Here is a 21,905-nt window from a genome sequence, read left to right on the forward strand (position 1 = left end):
TAAACTCCCCTTTAATGAATTTTATTTACGAGACTTTGATCGGTCTAACAGGACTGCGATTAAGATTACGATACCTTTGACAACCTGTTGATAAAAAGACGATACATTCAGTAGGTTAAGACCGTTATCCAACACGCCTATGATCATGGCGCCAATTAATGTACCGACAATCCAACCTTTTCCCCCTGATAAGCTAGTTCCGCCAAGGACGACGGCTGCAATCGCATCCAGTTCAAACGCTCCTCCTGCTGTCGGTTGTGCGGAGTTCAATCTGGAAGTTAGAATGATACCGCTAATTGCAGCTAATAAACCGCTTATCGAGTACACCATAATTTTTACTCTCGATGTGCTGATCCCTGAAAGCCAAGTCGCCTCCTCGTTGCTGCCGAGCGCATAAACACGCCGGCCAAAAGTTGTATGCTTTAAGATGATATATAATACTGCAAATGCAATGACCATCCAAATAATCGGCATTGGAATTTGCAGAAAATATCCCTTTCCTAATATGGCAAAATCCTCTTTGAAGCCCGTGATTGGCTTTCCCTGCGTATAAACTAAGGTGAGTCCGCGGAATACTGTCATTGTTGCCAAAGTCGCGATAAAGGGAGCTACCTTACCTTTCGTGATCACGATACCGTTGACCGCCCCCATGACCATTCCTCCAATGAGACCGATCCCTACAGCCAGCCACGTATTCATACCGCTTGCCATTAAGCCTGCCGTAAAAGTGCTTGATAAAGCCAGTACGGATCCTACAGAAAGGTCGATGCCTCCCGTTAAAATAACGAAGGTCATACCGAAGGCGATAAGAGCATTAATCGAAATTTGACGTAGAACGTTAAAAATATTACCGACGGTTAAAAAGTCACCGCTAACTACCGACAAAATTACAACTATCAGAAACAATCCCAATAAAGGTCCCAGACTCTGAAACTTACCGATTTGGGGTTTGTTTAAAATTTTACCATCAACCTGCATGCCGGTTCCCTCCCCCTGTTGCACTTAACATAATGTTTTCCTGATTTGCTTCTTCTTGCTTAAATTCACCGCTTATTTTACCCTCGTGCATGACGAGTATGCGGTCACTCATTCCCAACACTTCGGGAAGCTCGGACGAAATCATTAGAATAGCTACGCCTTGCGAAGCAAGCTCATTCATAAGATCATAGATTTCTTTCTTCGCCCCGATATCGACTCCGCGCGTTGGCTCATCCAAGATGAGTACTTGCGGATTCGTCGCCAACCACTTTCCGATAACTACCTTTTGCTGATTGCCTCCGCTAAGAGAGCCGACCTTCTGCTCACTGTTCGGCGTTTTGATCAGCAGCTTTTTAATCATGGATTCGGACAGTTCCCTCTCCTTTGAACGGTTCATGAAACCGAATGAGGACAATAGCTTCAAGTTCGGAAGGGCCAGGTTGTCGTTAACAGAATGAGCAAGGAGCAGACCTTCATCTTTACGGTCTTCCGTTACTAAGCCAATACCTGCTTGAATAGCATCAATCGGTTTTCGAATCGAGACCGGTTGACTGTTAATGGATATCGTCCCCCGATCAATCGGGGTTATTCCAAATAGTGCTTTCGCCAGTTCGGTTCTTCCGGCACCCATTAGGCCGGCAATCCCTACAATCTCCCCTGCTCTTACTGAAAAGGAAATATCATGAAGCTTCCCTTTTTGTGTCAACCCATTGACCGTCAGTTTCTCTTCTCCAAGGGCGACTTTCACTTTAGGAAAACGATCTTTAATTTCCCTGCCTACCATCATTTTAACGAGCTTGTCCATCGTCGTATTTGCAATGTATTCGGTTCCAATATAATGTCCATCCCGCATGACCGTAACCTGATCGCAAATCCTGAATATTTCTTCCATCCGGTGGGAAATATAAATCATTCCAACACCCTTCTCTTTCAATGAAGCGATGACCTCGAATAACGCCTCGATTTCACGGTCCGTGAGTGCGGCCGTCGGCTCATCCAAAACAAGAATTTCGGCATTCATTGATAAAGCTTTCGAAATTTCCACCATTTGCTGTTGGCCTACAGAGAGCTCGTTGACGATAGTACCCGGATCTATATTCAAGCCCAATTGGGATAAATAGCGATTGGACTCCTGCCGCATCTTTTTCCAGTTAATTAGCCTTGACTTTCCGTAAGTGAATTCGCGACCGAGAAAAATATTTTCCATAACCGTTAAGTGCGGAATCATATTCAGCTCTTGATGAATAATAACAATGCCTAAATTTTGTGCCATAGAAGGTGTATTTATGTCGTAGACAGTTCCACTAACGGAAACGGTTCCACTATCTTTTGTATAAATCCCGCCCAATATTTTCATCAGCGTAGATTTGCCGGCGCCGTTTTCCCCCATCAACGCATGAACTTCTCCGCGATTCAGGGTGAATTCAACTTGTTCCAGCACCTTAACTCCAGGAAAGCTTTTACTGATTCCCTTCATTTCCAACAGCTTGGACGTCATTCCAATTCCTCCTTTCAGAAGATAACTCCAGCCTGAAGAATGACATTGGCATATGGAGTAAACTCGCCTGTTCTTATAATTGCTTTAGCTTGATGTGTCATTGCCTTCAGTTCTTCATGACTGACCTCGCAGACATGTATCCCATTCAACGATGGTTCCATTTGCTTCTTTAGCTTGGGACTTACCTGTTCCATTTCACGGGCCACGAAAGCCTGCTCAACTTGCATTTCCAAAAGCACGGTTTCCAAACAATCCATAAAAGAAGGAATGCCTTGTTTCAAGGCCAGATCGATTCGTTTTACATGGGCAGGAATAGGCAGCCCGCTATCACAAATGACAATGGTATCGGTATGCCCAAGTTCACTGATCACCTTAGAAATTTCGCTATTTAAAATTCCAATCTTTTTCATGTTGATTCTCCCTTGGAATTTTTCGAAAATAGCTCCACTTCCTCTATGCTTGGCATTCCGGCTTGAGCCCCAAACTTCGTAACGGCCAGCGCAGATACCTTCGCCGCAAATGACACGGATTGTTCCAAGTTATTTTGCCCGGCAAGTGAAAAAGCTAGACCTGCATTAAACGAATCCCCTGCCCCTGTCGTGTCGACAACAGGCACCTTATAACCGGGTACTTTGTGCAGCTTACCTTTTTCTAAAAAGGCAGATCCGTCACCACCCAGAGTCGTAATGACGTTGCTTGCCCCTTTTTGCATCAAGCTTGTCATTGCTGTTTCCAACTCATCGCCATCTGCATGAATCCCTGTAAGCAAGCACAATTCAGATCGGTTTGGAGTGATGTAATCTACATTACTTAACAGTTCATCTGGCAACAACTGAGCGGGTGCCGGATTTAAGACCACCGTCTTTCCAAATAACTTTGCCTTTTTCGCAGCATGAACAACCGTTTCTAAAGGAATCTCCAACTGAAGCAGAACAATATCCGCATCCTGGATAATGTCGTCATGCTGATCGATATCGCCTGGCAGCAATTGATGATTGGCGCCCGGGACTACGACGATGCTATTGTCTCCATTTGAAAGATAGATGGAAGCTATTCCGGATGCTGTGCCATCCACGATCTTAACTGAGTTTCTGCTAATCTTATTATTATCTAAAGCTTGTAGAAGCTCTTGACCGAAACTGTCATTTCCGACAGCTCCGATCATCGTCGTTCTTGCTCCCAGCCTTGCGGCCGCAACCGCTTGATTGGCACCTTTGCCGCCCGGTATGAATTTGGCGTTTGAGCCAAGAATCGTTTCTCCCGGTTGCGGGTATCTGTCCGCTTCAATAACGATATCCATATTCAAACTGCCAATTACAACTATATGAGGCGCCTTCATGTTATCTGCTCCTTTTCGTTGAATCTCTTGGGATTACTCTGACATCCAGCTCATAAATTTTGTCCTCTTCTATGGTGCCTTCGATCTTCTTAATTAAAATCCTCGAAACTAAAGCCCCCATATCATAGATGGGCTGTGCGATTGTAGTTAATTCAGGCTCAGTAATCTCGGTCATGTTAATACCGTCGAATCCGCAAACAGCCACTTGTTCAGGTACTTTAAGGCCCATTCTATGCAGCGCTTTCAAAGCTCCGACAGCCATTAAATCATTTCCGGCAAAAATAGCGTCAACATCAGGATGCCGCTTCATTAGCAGTTCCGTCGCTTGGATTCCACCGTGAACCCCAAAATCCCCTTGAACCATTAAGCTTGGGCTGAACCAATCAAACGTACGTACGGATTCTTCATATCCGATTAATCTCTCCTTTGCAGGGATCAGATCCTGGGGACCATAAATGTGCCCGATTTTCTTGCAGCCTGCCTCAAGAAGATGATTTACAGCTAATCGGCCACCCTCACGATTGTTCGAACGAACAACGCTGCAGGTTGTATTGGTCGGTGCCCTGTCCAGACAAACAAAGGGAATGTTAGAGGACATCATTTTATCTACATCTTCAAGTCCCAGCGTATTGGAAGCAAAAATAATCCCATCGATATTTTTACTCTTCAACGCATCTATATATTTCTTTTCTTTTCCGACCTGACTGTCCGAATTGCAAAATATGACGGTGAATCCGTATGTAGTGGCAACATCTTCAACCGCCCGTGCCAGTTCCGGAAAGAATGGATTTGAAATGTCGGGTAAAATTAAAGCAATTGTTTTCGTGCTTTTTCCAGCGAGTCCCCTTGCAACAACACTGGGTATATAATTCAGTTTTTCAATCGCATGTTTTAGCTTCAATTCCGTATCAGCGTTTACATAACCGCTTTTATTTAAGTAACGAGATACTGTCGCAACAGAGACTCCGGCTAACTTGGCCACATCGCGAATAGTTGCCATCCTGGGTTCACTTCCAACCTCATATTTATGGTATCGTTACCTCAACTTTAATGAAATCCAATATTTATTGGCATTTCAATATGTGGTACCGTTTACACACATAATATATCACAGCTTTTTTTCAATTGCAATATGAAATGTTTACAATGCAGAATTAAAGTGACGCGGATACAGATTGTTCAACGACAAAAAAACTGCGCAATCAAAAGATGCGCAATTTTCAAAAATCATATATCATCATGAATTATTTTTTGAATTCGTAACACACACTTTAATTTGCGCTGTTATTCCTTCACCTCTGCTCAAGGCAACTTCTAAAGGCAAGGCTTCCTCTTTATTAGGATTACTATGGCCGACATGCTCCTTCCAGGCGGAACTTAACATCCTGTGTCGTTGTAAAACAAACTGAAATAATTGCAATTTTTCCGGTTGATCTACAAAATCAGGAATTTGTTTTACAGATGTATGAAACAAACTGCTTAATAACGTTGTAGCTATTATCCAATGACCGCCTGAGTTAGGATGGATACCATCACCTGAACGATAACTAGGGTTAATCTTTCGTTCAAGTTCTCTCATCTGAAGAAGCGGATCGTAAATATTCACAACTTGATCGGCAATTGTATCAAGAGTAAGTACCCAATTCGCATAGTAGCGAAGCACGCCGTTGTAATTTTCGTATGGAGCTATATAGCTGTATCCTTCTTGGTTATCGGGAGATAGAACGCAATCGCTTATAGACTCTGGATCAAATGGTGGAGGGGTCATGACAAAGGCTTTTGCTCCGTATTGATGGATGGTGCGGATTGCTGCAAGAATACCATTTTGATAAGCTTGAAACCTTTCTTGGGAAAATGGGGAATAGATGCCATCATTCATTCCATATCCCATAACAACCCAATCCGGCTTGCTTTCTTGCAGCGCCCTTGCCAGTCGATCAAGGATACAAGGACGCGGAAACGGATGATCCGGCTCTGTTAATCCAGAGGCAGTTTCGCTGCTAACGCCCAAATTTATTAAGGTAAAATGAACATTGGAAGCATACAGATGGAAATATGCGTCCAAAAAAGCGATAAACGTACCTTCATTTGTAATGCTGTCGCCAAGAAAAACGATTCTTTTTTCATCGGAGACCTGCGATTCCTTACCTGCTATTTCGATCATTCTTCTGCTCCCAATTGTCAATTCAGTTACCCGTGTTCATAAAATGATCATTTGTCCTTTTTTGAGAACTTTGCAAATGACGGATCATGGCTGCGGAGGCGCCTTTTGGATCCCGCTTCATTAAATTCTCCAAGATTGAATGATGTTCCGACCATTCCACGTTCGTGAAATCTACATCCAGATTTAATTGAATAAAGCTTACATATCTTTGAATTTGTTCAATATATCCAATAACTAAATTCCTCAAATTTGTATTTTCACAATATTCAAGGATAGTACCATGTATGGAACTATTCATTTCCGTTATTCTCTCTAATCCGTTAACTGAGTATGAGGAATCATTGATTTTAAGAGCATTCATTGTTTCCAGCAGCCCCCTGAGTTTGTCATCGGGAATGAGTAGCGTTGCCTTTTCTACTGCCAGAGGTTCAAGCTGCAATCTGATTTCAAATAATTCGTTCAAGTCTTTAATACTCATTAGATTAACAAACATCCCTTTAAATGGAATAACATGCAAATACCCTTCCGATTGCAATCTGGAGAGCGCTTCGCGAACAGGAATGTTGCTTACCTCCAGAGAGCGTGCCAATTGGTCAATGTTTATTTTTTCTCCGGATTTTAATTTATGAGACAGTATGCCTTCTTTAACAATCCGATAAATTTCATCCGTTAAATTAACTCGATTAATTTTGCTTCTCATCGAACCCTCACCCATCATTTTTCCCATAAATATATCATGTATGATTGAAGGTTTTCAATTTGATGAGAAGCGTGAGCCCTCCTTTAACCTAGTGAAGGGCTCGCGGCTTCCTTAGGCATAGACTTAGTGCTTCTATTCGTCTTTAAGTACGTCTTGGTGATCATTCACATCGATATCAGCATCATCGTCATCCGAATTTTCAGCCTGCTGATTGGATTTCTTTTGCGTCATAAAACGAATCTCAGCCCCGTAGCTCGTACCTGCCGAGTTAGTCGCATACGCTCTAGCGTAATAAACTGTATTAGGCTTTAATTTTGTCAGCTTTGCACTGAACATGCCTAATCCGGAACCGGCGGATACTTGTAATGATCCCTTATCGTCAATTGCCGGAGAAGGCACTGTTGAGTACACAATTCCCCGTGATGTGACGGCGGCGCCCCCATCTGCTGCAACCTTGCCTTTAATTGCGGCTTTTGTGCGCTTTACCTTATAATCGGCGGTGCTCACTGTGGCTGTTATCGGACCTGGTACAACGGCGAAGCTCAATTTATCTAAAAGCATATAGATTCCTGATTTTTTCACAGCTTTAATCGTGTGCCAACCATTCGCAAGTCCCGAAACGCTGTATACTTTTTGTTGGACTAAGCGGGAAGCGTTGTAAGCACTCACTGTTTGCCGGAATCCCCCATCTATGTAAATATCGATGCTGCCTTGCGAGGTATCCATTTCTGTAATTACATCAATTCCGGTTCCCTTAAAAGTGTAGGCAAAGGAATCGCCGTTGGTTTCGGTTACATGCACGTCATTCTGATAATCTCCGCTGAAAATGAAAGTCAGGTTAGCAATGCCGACAGGCTGCGCTGCAAGGTATTCCTTCTTGATCGTTACTTTATTGCCTGATAACGTATAGTCGATACTTGGTACAAGCGTTTTTCTGCCGTTGTCGATTCGCTCTAATGCGTATTCTCCCAATGACAACGTGATGCTAATATCCGCTTGCGCGTCCGGTTTTTTATCAAAACTTCCCGCAGTCGGAGTGATCAGATCCCCCGCAACAATGTTTAATTTATCCAGCAGCATAAAAGTTCCGGATTTCTTCACTGCTTTAAGAGTATGGGAGCCGTTCGGCAGTCCATATATGCTGTATACGATTTGTTGAGCTAACCGGCTGGCGTTATAAGTGCTGACCGTTTGTTGGAATGCACCATCTATATAAATATCGATATCCCCTTGCGAAGAATCCTTCTCAGTGACGACTTCAATCCCCGTTCCTTTAAAGGTATAGGCGAAATAATCATTGTTCGTCTCGGTGAAGTGAACATCGTTCTGGTAATCGCCAAGCCCTCTATTCGTGCTATACCCCCATGAGCCCGTATATTGAATCGCAGCATTGTTATCGTTAATGGAAGCCGCGGCGCCTTGGGATGCGGGAGCGAGTTGAGCCGCGAACGCCAACGGTATCGACGGTATCGGCTGCGCAGGCAAATAGATGTTTCCGGTAACCGTAATCCCCGTATCGTTGTCATTTACAATAACTGGCGCAGTTCCCGTTGATGGACCACTCAGATCTGGGATTAAAACTCTCAATTTATCCAGCAGCATATATGATCCCGATTTTTTGACAGCTTTAATCGTATGAGGACCGTTCGCTAATCCGGAAATCCCATATACGGGCTGCTGAACTAATCTGCTGGTGTAATAGGTGCTTATCGTTTGTTTAAAGGCGTTATCTACAAAAATGTCCATGTCGCCTTGGGAGGCGTCCATTTCTGTAATCAATTCAATACCCGTCCCGTTAAATGCATATTCAAAGTACTCATCGTTCCGTTCGGTGAATTGCACGTCATTTAAATAATCGCCAAGCCCCCGATTCGTACTTCGCTGCCAAGCGCTTGAATAGGAAATACCAGGATCGTCATTATTTGGTGTAATAGAAGCCCCTTGGGAGGTATCGCTAACAACAATGGCGAGCGTCTGGGCATGACCGGCGCTGAAGTTGAAAATCAGGTTGTTCGTTCCGGTCGGCAGCTTGATCAAATATTCTTTTTTGATTGTCACTGTGCTGCCTGAAACGAAATATTCGGTCCCAGCTGCCAAAGGATTCCCCCCGGCTACGATACCAATCAGTTGATTGCCCTGCAGGTTCAATGTCGTTGTGACATCCGCCTGCAAAGTTGCCTGCTTATCGAAATTTCTCGTCGATGGAAGGATGGTGCTGTTCAAAGGTGAGGAGTCACTTACTGCGATGGCGAGAATCGGCCTGGCTCCTGCACTGAAATTGAAAGTAAGCTGGGTAGTTCCCACCGGTTGGGAAGCCAGATATTCTTTCTTAATGATTACCTGATTGCCGGATACTGTGTAATCCGTGCCAGGCGCCAATTCGGTTTCATTGTTCACAATGCCACTCAATGTATTCCCGTTCAACGTCATCGTTGTTATCACATCAGCCTGTAAATCCTGCTTCTTGTCAAAACTTGCCGCAGCCGGGCTAATCGCACTGTTCTGTGCCAAGGAATCGGTTACTGCGATTGCCAGCGTTTGCGCAACTCCAAGCCCCCGATTCGGGTCCCGCTGCCAATTGCCCATATACGAAATGCCGGTATCGTCATCATTGATTGAGGATACGCCTCCTTGAGACACCACTTTCAACAACCGCGAAGCATGGGGCGCCAAATTCGTCGCGCTGTAACCTGTGTTATAAACGCCAAGATCGGAATGGCTCCATAAATCTCTTACGGACGCCGCACCGCTTAACCCGATATCGCTCCAATTCACAGTGACCGCCGCGTTAGCGCTGCCAAGATTAAACAGCCCGACTGTGTAGCTTCCGTCGCCGTTATTGGCATACCAAACCTGCTGTTCGGTTAATGTAGATACCGGATGTGCAGGATGACCGGCCTGATTGACAGCGATAACTTCATCGTTCGTCAGCAGTTGAATACCGTAACTATCCAAATTCGTCAGATCATTGCCTGTATACAATTGAGCTGAAGATATTGCCCAAAGGTTCATGGCCGTCTGGCGCTCGTCCGGCGTGATGCCGTCCATCGCACCGTTACCGATGTCCAGGGAGTCGAAGTCGTTCCAACCGCCAGGCCCGGCGTAACGCCACCATTGCTCGGCTTTCGGAAATAGACGTGCGATATTCCCCCAACTGGTTAAACCTGCTTTCCCGCAGTAGCATTCAACATCCCATTCGACGCGCCAACCGTTCGCATACTTCTTCCAGGTGTCCGCGTAGTTAATGTCCAGCGCCCACGACAGCTCGAACCAGATATGATGAGGCTTAAGCGCCTGGGACCAGGCTCTGACATCATCGCGCGCATCAATGGACGTATCGTTATGTCCGGAGCCCGGTGTTACGCTGTCAAACTTCACGAAATCGACGCCCCAGGAGGCAATCTGATCGGCAATTGAGTTGATATAGCTCTGCGCGCACGGCTTCGAGAAATCAATCTTATAGCCCAAATTCCAATAATCCGCTGTCGTTAAAGGCAAAACGACAATATCCTGCGCATGGCAAGCGGTTCCATAAATCGGCAAGTTGGCGTTGTAAACTGCGGGAGACAACCCCGGAATAAAATAAAGACCAAATTTTTGCCCATTGTTGTGCACATGATCAATGACCTCGCCAATACCGTTCGGATAGAGCGCAGTGCTTGGTTGCGGCCGTCCATATGCATCCGTGCTGCCGCTCCAACCCGCATCTACGTTGATATAATTATAGCCATGGGGTTGCAGTGTCCTATGCATAGCGTCGGATTGAGCCATAATTTGTGCGGCTGTTATCCAATTCGGGCTGTTCTGATATACCTGCATGCTGTAGCTGCTCCAGCCCATGTACGGTTTTTGAGCTAATCCGTTATCGGCCGCGTTCACCATAGTCGTATTTGGAATCAAGAGGGCAAGCAGCGCCAGCAAGAATCCAAAAACCAAATGCCGGCTTTTCGTTTTATTCCATCGTTCAGCCACATCATTCATCCCCTTTTTCACAATAAATTCGCCGTAAAAAAGTCAGATGCTTTATTTCCGGATAAAACACCTGACCTGACATTAACCATCGCTATTTTTTAAAAGAGGCGGCATCATACGCTTTCTGCAAAATTTCGAGATACCTGCCGAGTTTCAAATTCTCCAACCCTTTTACATAAGCGTCCCAATCTTTATTCAGATCTTTGTTTCCGGTAATAAATTGAAGCGCGCTTTGCTCAATGTAGTTCTTAAGATTGGTTTGTAAAATACTGGCCTCATCGGTGAGTGCAGGATCAATCCAAATCGCCCACATCGGGAAAAGTTCCTTCGGCTCATGGCCTTGATATAAGAGCGTCGCATCGTACAGTCTGCGTTCGTAGTTAGCCGAGTCGTAAATATCTGTCCCTTGCACGAAGCTGTCTCTGTATTCCTTAGGCTGGTAGAAATGGCCCATCCCGCTCCATCCTGCATTGCGGGGAGGCTGACCGTCAACGGCAGGAATCGTCGCAATTTGAGGCTTAACGCCTTTGCCGAGCGCTACCTCGCCTTCCTTCGGTCTTCTCCAGTCGATGCCTTCCATCCCCGATGCCGCATTCGTTTGGCCTTCCATGGTAAACATGTAATCCACCATTTTGATCAATGCGATTTGCGCTTCTTTGCTCGCTTTGTTCGTAATGACGAATTTGGCGCCCGGAGTCAGACCGCCTCCGTCATTTGTTGCCAATGAACCATGAGGACCTGTAAGCGGAGGAACAGGATTATAATCGGCGGAATTTTTATTTCCTTTATCGATGTTCACGAATATGGCAGGATGCATGCCGGCGCCCGCACCTAAAATTTGTCCGTTTGCGTTCTCGCCGATTTTCTTGAAGGCTTCGGCATTTTGCGTGAACGCCCCGGGATCGATCAATCCCTCATCATATAAGGATTTAATAAAAGTAAGTCCTTCCTTCCACTCCGGCTTATTGGCCGCAGTATCTACTTTCCCGTTAACGAGGTTCAAATAATTACGGTCATCGTCGTAGATGAACCCGTTCATCAGGAATGGAATGACGCGCACGCCGAAATCTTCGATCGAGCCGCTAAGCGGAACTTCATCGGCTTTGCCATTGCCATTCGGATCGTTTTTCTTGAAAGCTTCAAGCACTTTCTTGAAATCCTCGGTCGTTTTTGGCATCTCAAGGTTTAATTTTTTCAGCCAGCTCGTATTGATCCACATCTTGTTCGGATAGGAGCAATGGAAGCACTGTGTGTAAGCGCCAAGTCCATAAATTTTACCATCCGGGGCGGTGATAAAGCTTTTGAACGTGGAATCCTTTTCCATCGCCGCTTTAATATTGGGCGCATACTGATTAATCAGATCATTCAACGGAAGCAGGACACCTTGATTGCCAAATTTCAGAAGATCAGCTTGCGAGAATTGATCGATATAGGCAGTTAACATATACGCTTCCGGATAGTCGCCGCTTGCAAGCGAAATTTGCCGCTTTTCTTTGGCTCCGTCATAGGGGATAATCTCAAACTTGAACTTTGCGTTGAATTTGCTTTCCAAATGTTTCGTAAAAAGGTTCGTATTCAGATCAATGTCATTGGCCTGCTGGGCAAAAACGCTGATCTCTACGGGCTTGCCGGCTTGTGCCGCACTGGACGATGCCGGTTCTGCAGAAGATTTCGACGATGCCGGTGTTTGGTCGTTTTTCGAACAGGCGGCAGCAAATAGACTTGCCATTAAGACGAAAAACAATGCGATGATTGATCTTCTTTTCATGTAAAACCGCTCCCTTTTTAATTGGTCTGCCAGGCAAAAGAATGTCATTTGTCATTATCCTATAGAGATCACCCCTTTCAATTCTTCGAGGCGAGCATCGTTCCCTCTTCCCGCTACCCTTTTACGGAACCAACCAGCATCCCTTGTACGAAGTAGCGCTGCACAAACGGATAAATAATGAGTACGGGGAGCGTTGCCACGACGATCAAGGCATATTTCAAAAGCTCCGCCAACTGCTGTCTTTCCACCAGCTTTAACGCATCCGTCACATTCGAGCTATTGTTGAGAATGATAATGCTGCGTAAAACAAGCTGAAGCGGAAACAGGTTAGCGGTTTTCAAATAAATGAGCGCATCGAAATAAGCATTCCATTGACCTACCGCATACATCAACACAAGAACGGCAAGAATCGGTTTGGATAACGGGATCACCACGCTCCACATAAACCTCATATCGCTGCATCCGTCCATTTCGCTTGCATCGATCAATTCGGCCGGAATCGAGGCTTGAAAGAAAGTTCTTGTAATGATCACCTGCCATACCCATATCGCGTTAGGGAGTAATAAAGCCCATCTCGTGTCGATAAGTCCCATTTGCTTCACAACCAGATAGGTAGGAATCAGGCCGCCGCTAAACAGCATCGTGAACGTAATCATCATCATCAGTACATTCCGGCCGAAAAAAGTTTTACGCGATAGCGGATAAGCAATCATCACCGTAAGAGCTACGCTGACAGTCGTGCCGACAGCCGTATAAAACAGCGAATTGGCATAGCCGGTCACGATTTTGGGATTATCCATCAAACTTGCATATCCCTTGAAAGAAAATTCTACAGGCCATAACCAGACCCGGCCGGATGTGACCGCCGAGGGACTGCTGAACGAACTGCTTAGAATATAAATGAGCGGATAAAGGATTACGATTAATACAAGACTTAATATTGTATAAATGCCGATCATAAATAGCTTGTCTCCAACCGAATCCTTAATCGTAGATCTCATCGCGTTCAATCTGGCTCCCCCCTCTATTTCACCAAATACTTGTGTTGGATAATCGCTTCGCCATCATGTTTACCACAAGGAGAAGAATCAAATTAATAACGGAATTAAACAAACCCACTGCCGTTGCAAAGCTATAGTTAGCGTTCAATAATCCGATTTGATAGACATAAGTAGCAATAATTTCAGAATTTATTTTGTTAAGCGGATTTTGCAGCAAATAGATCTTTTCGAACCCGATGGACATTACGCTGCCCGCATTTAAAATAAAAACAATCGTGATCGTCGGCATGATGCCGGGCAAATCGATATGACGGATTTTCTGAAAGCGCGATGCGCCGTCTACCTTCGCCGCCTCATAAAGCGCCGGATCTACTCCGGCGAGCGCAGCCAAAAAGATGACCGCCGAATAACCGGCGGTTTGCCAAATATCGGACCCAACATAAATCGAGCGAAACATTCCGGGTTCTCCGAGAAAATTGATGGAGGGCAGGCCCATATGGTGCATAGCGACATTTACGAATCCCAGCCTGGGGGCCAGAAAAAGCATAATGACGGATACCATGACGACAGTGGAAATAAAATAGGGAGCAAATGATACCAACTGGACCAGCCGCTTAAACTTTCCGCTGCGTATTTCATTTAGAGCTAAAGCTAACAAAATAGGGATTGGAAACCCGGCAATTAATAAATATCCGCTTATTAAAATCGTATTTTTCATTAATGTCCAAAATATCGGGTTATCAAAAAACAACTTAAAATGTTTGAATCCCACCCAAGGGCTCCCCCATATTCCTTTGGTAACGTTGTAATCCTTAAACGCCAGGACGGCATTCAACATCGGATAGTACTTAAAAACAAGGAAAAATAATACCGGCGGTACCACAATGACATAAAGCTGCCAATGCTTTTTAAAACTCTTTGCTGCCGAGAAAAAGAAGCCTCCTCTTTCTTTTGGCACTGCCGGTCTGCTTTCAATGACAATGCTTTCTTCCAAACCGCTCCCCCCTAGTGCCTCCCGTATTTTTTTGATAGCGCTTACCATACGACTGATTATAGGGGGGGACAACGTCCACCGTATAGGTACAATTGCGTCGTTTTGCGAACAAATAACCCGATTTCCCAGGACATTTTCTCCCTTTGAACCTCCAATTATCGCCGTCCAGCCGTTCCAGACAAAAAAATCCTAACCGCATGAGCGATTAGGATTTTCATTGTTCTGCGGATTGTCTGAACGAGCTGGGCGATACTCCCATAACCCGTTTGAACGCCCTGCGAAACGTGTGTGAACTATTATAGCCGACATGCGATGCTATTTCATCAACACTATACGTGTTTCTCTTTAATAAGTCAGCGGCGTGGTCCATTCTCACTTTTTCCAAATGATCGGATAAATTCGTCCCCGTCACCTCTTTAAACAATTGGGAGATGTATTTTTCAGGACGCTCCACTTTCTCGGCAATTCGATATAAATTCAAATCCGGGTCTTTATACATTTCTGCGATATAATCGTTAATCTGCTTTACCGTTTTAATATGAGCATCGTTCTTTTTACTCGTGATGAGACTGCACAGGGTTACGATAATTTCACTGATTTCGCGCGAAATAAGTTCAATTGCTTCCTGCGGCTGGATACTTAAGATCCGATTTTTGACTTTCTCAACCATATTGGTTTCCATAAGCGCCTTGTGATCAAGCAATTTGAGCAGTGTGCCTTTCAATTCCCCGATAAACTGAAGCTTCATCACCATGGAAAGCTCCCGGTTTTGCGTATTCTGCTCGATAACGGACTGAACGATTCGTTCGGCTTCACCCACGTCTCCAGCCTTGATTGTACTCATCAATCGCAGTTCCACATCCATCGGGTAATAGTACGTGAGACTATCGACACGCGTATCGCTAAACCAAACGATTCCTTTTCTATTCATATATGCGGCGTGTTCCAAAGCCTGCCTCGATTGTTCATAAGAACGGCTAATCTCCATAACGGAAGCAAAGGAATCGCTTAATGCCGCAGTAAGGGAGATCCGATACTCATTAAAGGCAACATCGGTTAGCGCAGCAACCAATTGCGCGACATCTTCCTTGCCGGCTTCCTCGCTTTCGTCTTTCGGCGTGATGATGACGACTATACGATCTGATCCCAAATCGGTCATATGTATATGCAAGTAACCGCTAATATCGAGCAAAATTTGTTTCAAGACGAGTCTGGCGGCATTCAGCTCATTGAGAATTTCAACGCTGTCCAAGCCTGAGTATCCGTTGATCTGCAAGATTCCGGTATATCCGGCATTCATGTGAAGCCCCGTATTCGCCTGAGAGGCGGCGGAAATAATCGCTTCCCTGGATTGAAATTCTCCTGCAATCAGCCTTTTAAGAAAAGCATCCTGGATCAAGGGAAGCTGACGATTCAGCTCGGATTCCAGACGCTTGTTGTTGGTTATGATATTGCGCATGTTCCCTTGCAGAAAATCATATTCATTCCGCCCCACCGTTGCGTCCTTGCCAAACTGCTCTTTCATCACGCTCAGCAGCCTATTGATCGGCGCCGCATTACGATAAGATTGTAAAAAACCGATGAGAAGTCCGATAATTAGGGCAACACCGGTCACGGACCATGTAATGTATTTGATTTTATTCGCATTTTCCATTAAAGCGTATCTTGGAATTCCCGTACTGTATACCCAGCCTGTTAATTGGGAGCGGATCGTAATCACCAGGTCATCTTTATAAAATTGACTGATCTTCGCCTTATCGAAACGGCTATCCACCGACAATTGATCGATTTCAGACTGACTGATACCCTGCAAACTAATGGTTTGACCCCTCGCATCGCTGATATAGGTCCACCCGCCATTCGCATCCCTTTGTCCGGATAAGAGGCTGTTGATCGTTTGTTGGTCAATGATCGTGACAACCGCTGCCGGCGGGTAATCGTTAAAGCTGTCTAACGGGAGGGACTGCATAAAGGTGATCACGGAGCTCTGTACACCATTACTGATGAAGGGACTTAACGGCATCATTTCGCTTCTGTGCGTTTTTTCCAATACCGTCCTTTTCCACTCATCTAACGACAGATTGTTGTAATGTGAGGTCTGATAATAATGTTCAGGCCGAAAATAAGCATTTCCCGGCGTGAGGATGACGTTAAAATTATTCAAATAAATGTAAAAATGTTTCAAAAAATCGTTGGTTTGGCTGTATGCCTTAATATCTCTCGTGATTTTCCATATACCATACACATTCGCTTTCTCATCCACCATTTTTTCGTTCAAAAGCACGCTTAAATCCTGATTTAAAGCAAGCTGTCTTGTAAAACTTTCCACTTCCGCAATTCTCCGCTCCAAAATTTCTTGGCTCTTTTGAAGCTGCGTCACTTTGTTCTCAATGGATATCGACTGCGTGACAGCGATAGCCGTACGGTACGACATGTAGCCGGCTATACTCGGTATGATCAAGATAATCATATAAGAGATCAGAAATCTTCGAAATAAACGCGAATATTTTGGCATGGCCATTCTCCCTTCCAAGTTGGAAGTTTCGAAACACTCCTCTTCTGTTATAGGTCCAGCCGGTATTTATGCGCGTATTAACGCCTTGTTACATTCAGTTGCTTGTCAATGATATACACGAATCCAGGCTCAAGAACAATGCTTGCCGCCTGATTCCGATAATGAAGAAAAGTCTGCCGCTCCGAGAATGCATGAAGAACGGCCTCAACCAATTCCCCATCCTCCCAGAACAAGCTTATTTCTGCGTTGCCTTTCACCCGCATGCCCGTAACCTTTCCGGTATGCCACTTCTCGGGAAGTGCCGGAAGCAAATGAATTTCACCGGCATGACTTTGCACCAGCATTTCCGCTATAGCTGCCGTCCCCCCAAAATTTCCGTCTGCGACAAATATGTTTTTCTCCGCTCCGGCAATGCCCGGTTTGGAATACGTCAGCAAGTTGTCAAAGCATAATTGACCGATCAAATGCGTTAAGTGTTTATACGCTTTGGCGCCATCCTGCAATCTGGCGAAGCTGGTTGCGAAGGAAGCCACCGTGAACTCAACATCCTCCAGCTCTTCACGCTGCATACGGTTTTCCAATGTTTGTCTGGCAGCTGCGCTCAGTTCCGGCGTTCCTCTTAAGGTGATTTGACTGCCTGGATATAAGCCGACCAAATGGGACAGATGCCGATGATCCGGTTGGGCTTCTTCATAATCTTCAAGCCATTCCTGTAATTGCCCCTGCTTGCCTATAAGCAGCGGAGGCAGTAATGCGATGGCATGTTTCAGCCTTTGCTGCCATTCGAAATCGCCCTGCAGCAGCTCAGAGGCTTCCAAGCAGAAGACGAATAAGTCCCGCACCAGCATTTGATCGATCGTAGACCCCATTGACAATTGGTGCTCGCCGTCTTCTACATAGAAGCTATTTTCCGGCGAGTTCGACGGTCCTGTTACGAGCCATCCATATTGCGGATGTATAGTCATATAGTCCAGAAAAAAGGCTGCCGCTTCTTTCAATACCGGATATGCCCGTTCCGCTAAGAACTCCCGATTCAAGTTGAACTCATAATGTTCTCGCAGTTGGGATGCAAGCCATAAGCCGCCGGTAACATTCAATCCCCAAGAGGTCTCCCATCCAGGAGCTGTAAAGCCCCATGCATTAGAAAATACATGTGCCACCCAGCCAATACATCCATAAAATTGCTGAGCTGACGTTTTGCCGGCAACCGCCAATCGCTCAATATAAGCCATTAAAGGAAGATGACATTCTGCCAAATTGCTTGCTTCCGTTGGATAGTAATTCATTTGCGTATTGATATCCAGGTGGTAATCGCAGCTCCATTGCATGCGATTGGCTTCGCCATCGTTCCATATCCCCTGCAAGTTCAAGGGCAATGGGGAGTCAGCCCGCGAGCCGGAAATCATTAAATATCGCCCATATTGATAAAATAATGCAAATAATTGCGGGTCGTCGTCTTGGCCGGTCCGTAGTATCCGTATTCTATCGTCGGTTGGCAAGCGGGAAGAGCTTGAATGACCTAAGTCTATATTTACTCTGGCAAACAAGCTGCGGTAATCGGCAATGTGATTTTCTTTGAGTCTCGGATATCCTTGGGCCGCAGCTAGTTCAAGTTGGCGTTCAGATTCATGCAGCCAGTCTTCATCGCTTTTTCCATAATCCGTGTTGACCGCAAAGTAGATGCAGGCTTCATCTGCATTTTTTATCGCAAGTTGATCGGTACCTGCACAAATCGTTCCACCTTGAATCACCACTTTAAGCATCCCTTGACAGAGCACGCCGCATTGACCGTTACTGTGCATAGTTTCAGTCGCTTGCCCTTTAAAGGCAATCGTATCGTCTCTTTCCGGCCAGCATGTAAAACGATCTGTTTGCCCTTCCACGCCAATCGAAAAAGAAACCCCTCCCGGCTGCTCGCTCCATAATCGGGAAACCACAATGTTATCGGCGTGTGAAGCGAACATTTCCCGCTTGTGGATATGTCCGTTTGCTTTGTAGGAAGTATGTATGAGAGCGTTATCAAGATTCAATTCACGATAGAAATCATCTGCAAGATGCTCGGTACGAAGAACGATTTGACACATCGGCAAATGAGTCCCGAAATTTTGCTTTTTAGGCTGCAGCGCACGCTGGGCCAGTTCTTCTCCATGCTTGAAATCCCCTGCAAAAAAATGCTGCCGCATCTGCTCAAGATCGGCTTTGCCCTTGGAATGGCTTTCGATCCGTTCCGATTGTCCTGACCAGTAGGTGACTTCCGTCATGCTCCAGATTTCCTTATCGATCCCCCCATAAAGAACGGCCCCCAATCTACCGTTACCGATAGGGAGCCCTTGCGACCAGTCCAAAGCGGCGCTGGAATACCACAGTTTCAAATCATCCAAGCAGGATCCCCCTAAACTCATCATTTATCGTTTATCATGTATGATTTATTTTATCATTAAGGATTCACTGTGTAAATGCAGCCTGTTATTCAAGCGGAATGTCTTAAAAAAATCCGGCCCTAAACATCAGAGCCGGATTGTGAACATGATTAAGGTTTAATTTGGTTGTAAAATTTCTCTTGTACCAGTTTCGCCGCCTCGTCCAGTTGGGCTTTGACATCGACGTCCTTTTTGGAAAATACTTCTTGAACCGCACTTGTCATCGTCGCATAGTAATCTTGCGTGTTGAACTGCGCTTCCGGTTTCCCGTCCAGCAGCTTCATAATCTCAGGGGAGTATTGATACACATTATCGTACTTGTCGTATACGGCTTTCACCTTTTGACCGTATACCGAGTCCGGCGTGAAGTACTCGATGACCGGGGGAACAAAATATTTATTATCTTTTTTCCGTTGCTGAATGCTTGCTTCAATGGAAGCCAGGCCTTTATCCGAGAAATAGTCGAACGTTGCGTAACGGAATGCCGTCTCTTGCTGCTCTTTCGTTGCTTTCGGGTTGATCACCAGGAAGTCTCCGCCTAAAACTCCGGTGTGTTTCCCCCCTTTATCGGCAGCAGGCATCGGATAAACAAGAACATTGGCAGGCTCCATGCCGCCTTGGTTCAGCGCCTGGTCAACCGGGCCGTCCGGACCTGCGATCACCATTGCCGTTCTGCCTTGAGCAAAGGCGCTCACTGCGTCGCCCCAACCGAGAGCCCAATCTTTCGGAATGGCTTTGGCATCCCAGGCCAGACTTTGATAGAATTTGAGAGCTTTCGCACCCGCATCCGAATTGAAGGTCGCTGTGACTTTGCCGCCTTCAACCTTCTGAATGTCTCCGCCGGCTTCAAATAAGAAGTTGGTCCAGTTCCAGCCCGCTTCGTTGCCTTTGCCCATCGGCGCAATGCCGGCAATGCCTTTGGCAGGATCGGCCACCGCTTTGGCAGTGTTCAGCATATCGTCCCAGGTCCAGTCGTATCCGGGAACCGCAGCCTTCTTATCGTCCAGCATCTTCTTGTTGACGACCGTTCCGGTTACATAGCCTTGTTGAGCTATTCCATACACTTTGTCTCCTATCAAAAATTGCCTTTGCAAGATCGGGTTCATCTGATTCTTGAACTCATATTTGTTGAAAAGGTCCGTAATGTCGGCCGCCCAACCTTTTTCAGCCAAAAATTTGCCTTCCGTCGCATATGTATTGAAGAGTGTCGGGGCTTCGTTGGCGCCCATTTTGATGCCAATTTCATTCGGATTGTACTGCCAATCGCTCTTGACGATCTCAACATTCGGATACTTCTGGTTAAACCGTTTGATTTTGTCGTCTTCAAGTGCCCGTTTTTCCACCTGATCAGGCGTTGGATAATAGATGCTGATCGTGATCTTCTTCTTGTCCTCTGCCGGTGCGCTGCCGGCTGCAGTACTGCCGGAATCGGAGGCGGCAGGCGGGTTTTTCGATTGGTCGGCGCCTGCTCCTTGATTGGAACCGCCGCATGCGGCCAGTAAGGAGCTGAGTACAAGGAGAGACATTGACATTGCCGTCACTTTGCGTTTGCTCACAGGAATTCCCCTTTTCCAATGTGATTTTGATGCTGCACATTTATCATAATTCGGAATTTATACAAGAAAAAGGTGTATTTTTATTCGGGTCATGTGCATGTTTACGTTTCGAACTCGCCACATTTTTAGCCCTTAACCCCACCTAGCTGGATTCCTCTCAAAATAAATCTTTGGAAGATAAGGAATACGACAACCGGAGGGAGCGCGACCATAAACAAGATCGCAAACTTGATGTTCAAATTCATCCTGCGGACGTTGATCACATATTTATAAATGGCCGTGGCAAGAGGATACCCGTTATCGCTGTGCATTACTATAGACGGCCAAAACCAATCATTCCATGCGGTGGAAAAAATAAAAATGGCCAATGTGGCAAAAATCGGAATCGATAACGGAACAGCGATGCGGTAAAAGCATGTGAAATCGGAGGCGCCATCCATCCTGGCCGCTTCAAACATTTCCGAATGAATGCCCCCGAAAAAGTTTTTTAACAGGAGCAGATAAAAAGCATTAGCAGCCGCGGGAAACCAAAACGCAGCAAAATGATTGATCAAGCCCAGTTCCTTCAAGTTCATAAAATTGGGAACGATGTAGGTAGTCGGCGGAATGAAGAGCGTAATCAGGAAAAAGGCGTTGATGACTTTATGGAAAGGCACTTTCAAATGGGATAAGCTAAATGAAGCCAGTCCCAACACAAGGAACGTAACGATGATATTGCCGGCAAAAATTATCAAGGTATTTCTCAAGAAAAGCAATAAATCAATATACTTCCAGCCCTGATTGAAGTTCCCCCACTGCCATTCCGAAGGGAACAAGCGCGGCGGAAACGAGTTGACCTCCGCATTGGGCTTTAGCCCGTTAAAAAATGTGATCACAATGGGATACAGCATGGAACAAACCATGGCGAGGATGATCAAACACATGACCAGATATACGATTCGATTCGTGCTTTTCCTTAGATCGTATACCGAAAGAATGCCGCGTTCGGAGCCTTTCATGT

General features: G+C 45.5%; 15 protein-coding genes. All 15 read right to left on the reverse strand.

What is annotated here, in order from left to right:
* Positions 1 to 21: 21 nt before the first annotated feature.
* The 15 genes from AC3G2T_RS02880 to AC3G2T_RS02950 all read right to left on the reverse strand — a co-directional run bounded on the left by AC3G2T_RS02880 (position 22) and on the right by AC3G2T_RS02950 (position 21,903).
* Positions 22 to 978, reverse strand: coding sequence for an ABC transporter permease (locus AC3G2T_RS02880; protein ID WP_474681297.1), 957 nt, complete (start codon positions 976 to 978; stop codon positions 22 to 24).
* Positions 968 to 2,476 (reverse strand): sugar ABC transporter ATP-binding protein, encoded by a 1,509-nt coding sequence (locus AC3G2T_RS02885; RefSeq protein WP_488434471.1) that lies wholly within the window; start codon positions 2,474 to 2,476, stop codon positions 968 to 970. The genes AC3G2T_RS02880 and AC3G2T_RS02885 overlap by 11 nt, the downstream gene beginning before the upstream one ends.
* 14 nt (positions 2,477 to 2,490) lie before the next feature.
* On the reverse strand, positions 2,491 to 2,886 hold the full coding sequence (gene rbsD, locus AC3G2T_RS02890) for a D-ribose pyranase (RefSeq protein WP_474681299.1): 396 nt from the start codon (positions 2,884 to 2,886) through the stop codon (positions 2,491 to 2,493).
* Positions 2,883 to 3,815 (reverse strand): ribokinase, encoded by a 933-nt coding sequence (rbsK, locus tag AC3G2T_RS02895; protein ID WP_488434472.1) that lies wholly within the window; start codon positions 3,813 to 3,815, stop codon positions 2,883 to 2,885. Before rbsK ends, rbsD begins: the two co-directional genes overlap by 4 nt.
* Position 3,816: 1 nt before the next feature.
* Complete coding sequence (locus tag AC3G2T_RS02900) at positions 3,817 to 4,815, reverse strand: LacI family DNA-binding transcriptional regulator (RefSeq protein WP_488434473.1); 999 nt, start codon at positions 4,813 to 4,815, stop codon at positions 3,817 to 3,819.
* Positions 4,816 to 5,052: 237 nt separating this feature from the next.
* Positions 5,053 to 5,979, reverse strand: a complete 927-nt coding sequence (locus AC3G2T_RS02905) for a GDSL-type esterase/lipase family protein (RefSeq protein ID WP_488434474.1) — start codon at positions 5,977 to 5,979, stop codon at positions 5,053 to 5,055.
* Between the two features lie 22 nt (positions 5,980 to 6,001).
* The gene (locus tag AC3G2T_RS02910; protein WP_488434475.1) at positions 6,002 to 6,679 is read right to left on the reverse strand and encodes a GntR family transcriptional regulator; all 678 of its coding nucleotides are present in this window, start codon (positions 6,677 to 6,679) and stop codon (positions 6,002 to 6,004) included.
* Between the two features lie 132 nt (positions 6,680 to 6,811).
* The gene (locus tag AC3G2T_RS02915) at positions 6,812 to 10,651 is read right to left on the reverse strand and encodes a X2-like carbohydrate binding domain-containing protein (RefSeq protein WP_488434476.1); all 3,840 of its coding nucleotides are present in this window, start codon (positions 10,649 to 10,651) and stop codon (positions 6,812 to 6,814) included.
* Between the two features lie 91 nt (positions 10,652 to 10,742).
* Positions 10,743 to 12,419 (reverse strand): extracellular solute-binding protein, encoded by a 1,677-nt coding sequence (locus AC3G2T_RS02920; protein ID WP_488434477.1) that lies wholly within the window; start codon positions 12,417 to 12,419, stop codon positions 10,743 to 10,745.
* Positions 12,420 to 12,532: 113 nt separating this feature from the next.
* Positions 12,533 to 13,420 (reverse strand): carbohydrate ABC transporter permease, encoded by an 888-nt coding sequence (locus AC3G2T_RS02925; protein WP_488434722.1) that lies wholly within the window; start codon positions 13,418 to 13,420, stop codon positions 12,533 to 12,535.
* A 28-nt stretch (positions 13,421 to 13,448) separates the two neighbouring features.
* Complete coding sequence (locus tag AC3G2T_RS02930) at positions 13,449 to 14,303, reverse strand: ABC transporter permease (protein ID WP_488434723.1); 855 nt, start codon at positions 14,301 to 14,303, stop codon at positions 13,449 to 13,451.
* Between the two features lie 325 nt (positions 14,304 to 14,628).
* Positions 14,629 to 16,929 (reverse strand): helix-turn-helix domain-containing protein, encoded by a 2,301-nt coding sequence (locus AC3G2T_RS02935; RefSeq protein WP_488434478.1) that lies wholly within the window; start codon positions 16,927 to 16,929, stop codon positions 14,629 to 14,631.
* A 77-nt stretch (positions 16,930 to 17,006) separates the two neighbouring features.
* Complete coding sequence (locus AC3G2T_RS02940; protein WP_488434479.1) at positions 17,007 to 19,310, reverse strand: glycoside hydrolase family 95 protein; 2,304 nt, start codon at positions 19,308 to 19,310, stop codon at positions 17,007 to 17,009.
* Between the two features lie 149 nt (positions 19,311 to 19,459).
* The gene (locus tag AC3G2T_RS02945) at positions 19,460 to 20,881 is read right to left on the reverse strand and encodes an ABC transporter substrate-binding protein (RefSeq protein WP_488434724.1); all 1,422 of its coding nucleotides are present in this window, start codon (positions 20,879 to 20,881) and stop codon (positions 19,460 to 19,462) included.
* 149 nt (positions 20,882 to 21,030) lie between these two features.
* Positions 21,031 to 21,903 (reverse strand): carbohydrate ABC transporter permease, encoded by an 873-nt coding sequence (locus AC3G2T_RS02950; RefSeq protein ID WP_488434480.1) that lies wholly within the window; start codon positions 21,901 to 21,903, stop codon positions 21,031 to 21,033.
* Positions 21,904 to 21,905: the final 2 nt, after the last annotated feature.

The organism is Paenibacillus sp. sgz302191, from assembly GCF_057749925.1.

Excerpts from the sequence above, each read along its gene's own strand:
- AC3G2T_RS02880 (WP_474681297.1), bottom strand. The coding sequence starts at position 978 with ATGCAGGTTGATGGTAAAATTTTAAACAAACCCCAAATCGGTAAGTTT.
- AC3G2T_RS02885 (WP_488434471.1), bottom strand. The coding sequence starts at position 2,476 with ATGACGTCCAAGCTGTTGGAAATGAAGGGAATCAGTAAAAGCTTTCCT.
- rbsD (WP_474681299.1), bottom strand. The coding sequence starts at position 2,886 with ATGAAAAAGATTGGAATTTTAAATAGCGAAATTTCTAAGGTGATCAGT.
- rbsK (WP_488434472.1), bottom strand. The coding sequence starts at position 3,815 with ATGAAGGCGCCTCATATAGTTGTAATTGGCAGTTTGAATATGGATATC.
- AC3G2T_RS02900 (WP_488434473.1), bottom strand. The coding sequence starts at position 4,815 with ATGGCAACTATTCGCGATGTGGCCAAGTTAGCCGGAGTCTCTGTTGCG.
- AC3G2T_RS02905 (WP_488434474.1), bottom strand. The coding sequence starts at position 5,979 with ATGATCGAAATAGCAGGTAAGGAATCGCAGGTCTCCGATGAAAAAAGA.
- AC3G2T_RS02910 (WP_488434475.1), bottom strand. The coding sequence starts at position 6,679 with ATGAGAAGCAAAATTAATCGAGTTAATTTAACGGATGAAATTTATCGG.
- AC3G2T_RS02920 (WP_488434477.1), bottom strand. The coding sequence starts at position 12,419 with ATGAAAAGAAGATCAATCATCGCATTGTTTTTCGTCTTAATGGCAAGT.
- AC3G2T_RS02925 (WP_488434722.1), bottom strand. The coding sequence starts at position 13,420 with ATGAGATCTACGATTAAGGATTCGGTTGGAGACAAGCTATTTATGATC.
- AC3G2T_RS02935 (WP_488434478.1), bottom strand. The coding sequence starts at position 16,929 with ATGCCAAAATATTCGCGTTTATTTCGAAGATTTCTGATCTCTTATATG.
- AC3G2T_RS02945 (WP_488434724.1), bottom strand. The coding sequence starts at position 20,881 with ATGTCAATGTCTCTCCTTGTACTCAGCTCCTTACTGGCCGCATGCGGC.
- AC3G2T_RS02950 (WP_488434480.1), bottom strand. The coding sequence starts at position 21,903 with ATGAAAGGCTCCGAACGCGGCATTCTTTCGGTATACGATCTAAGGAAA.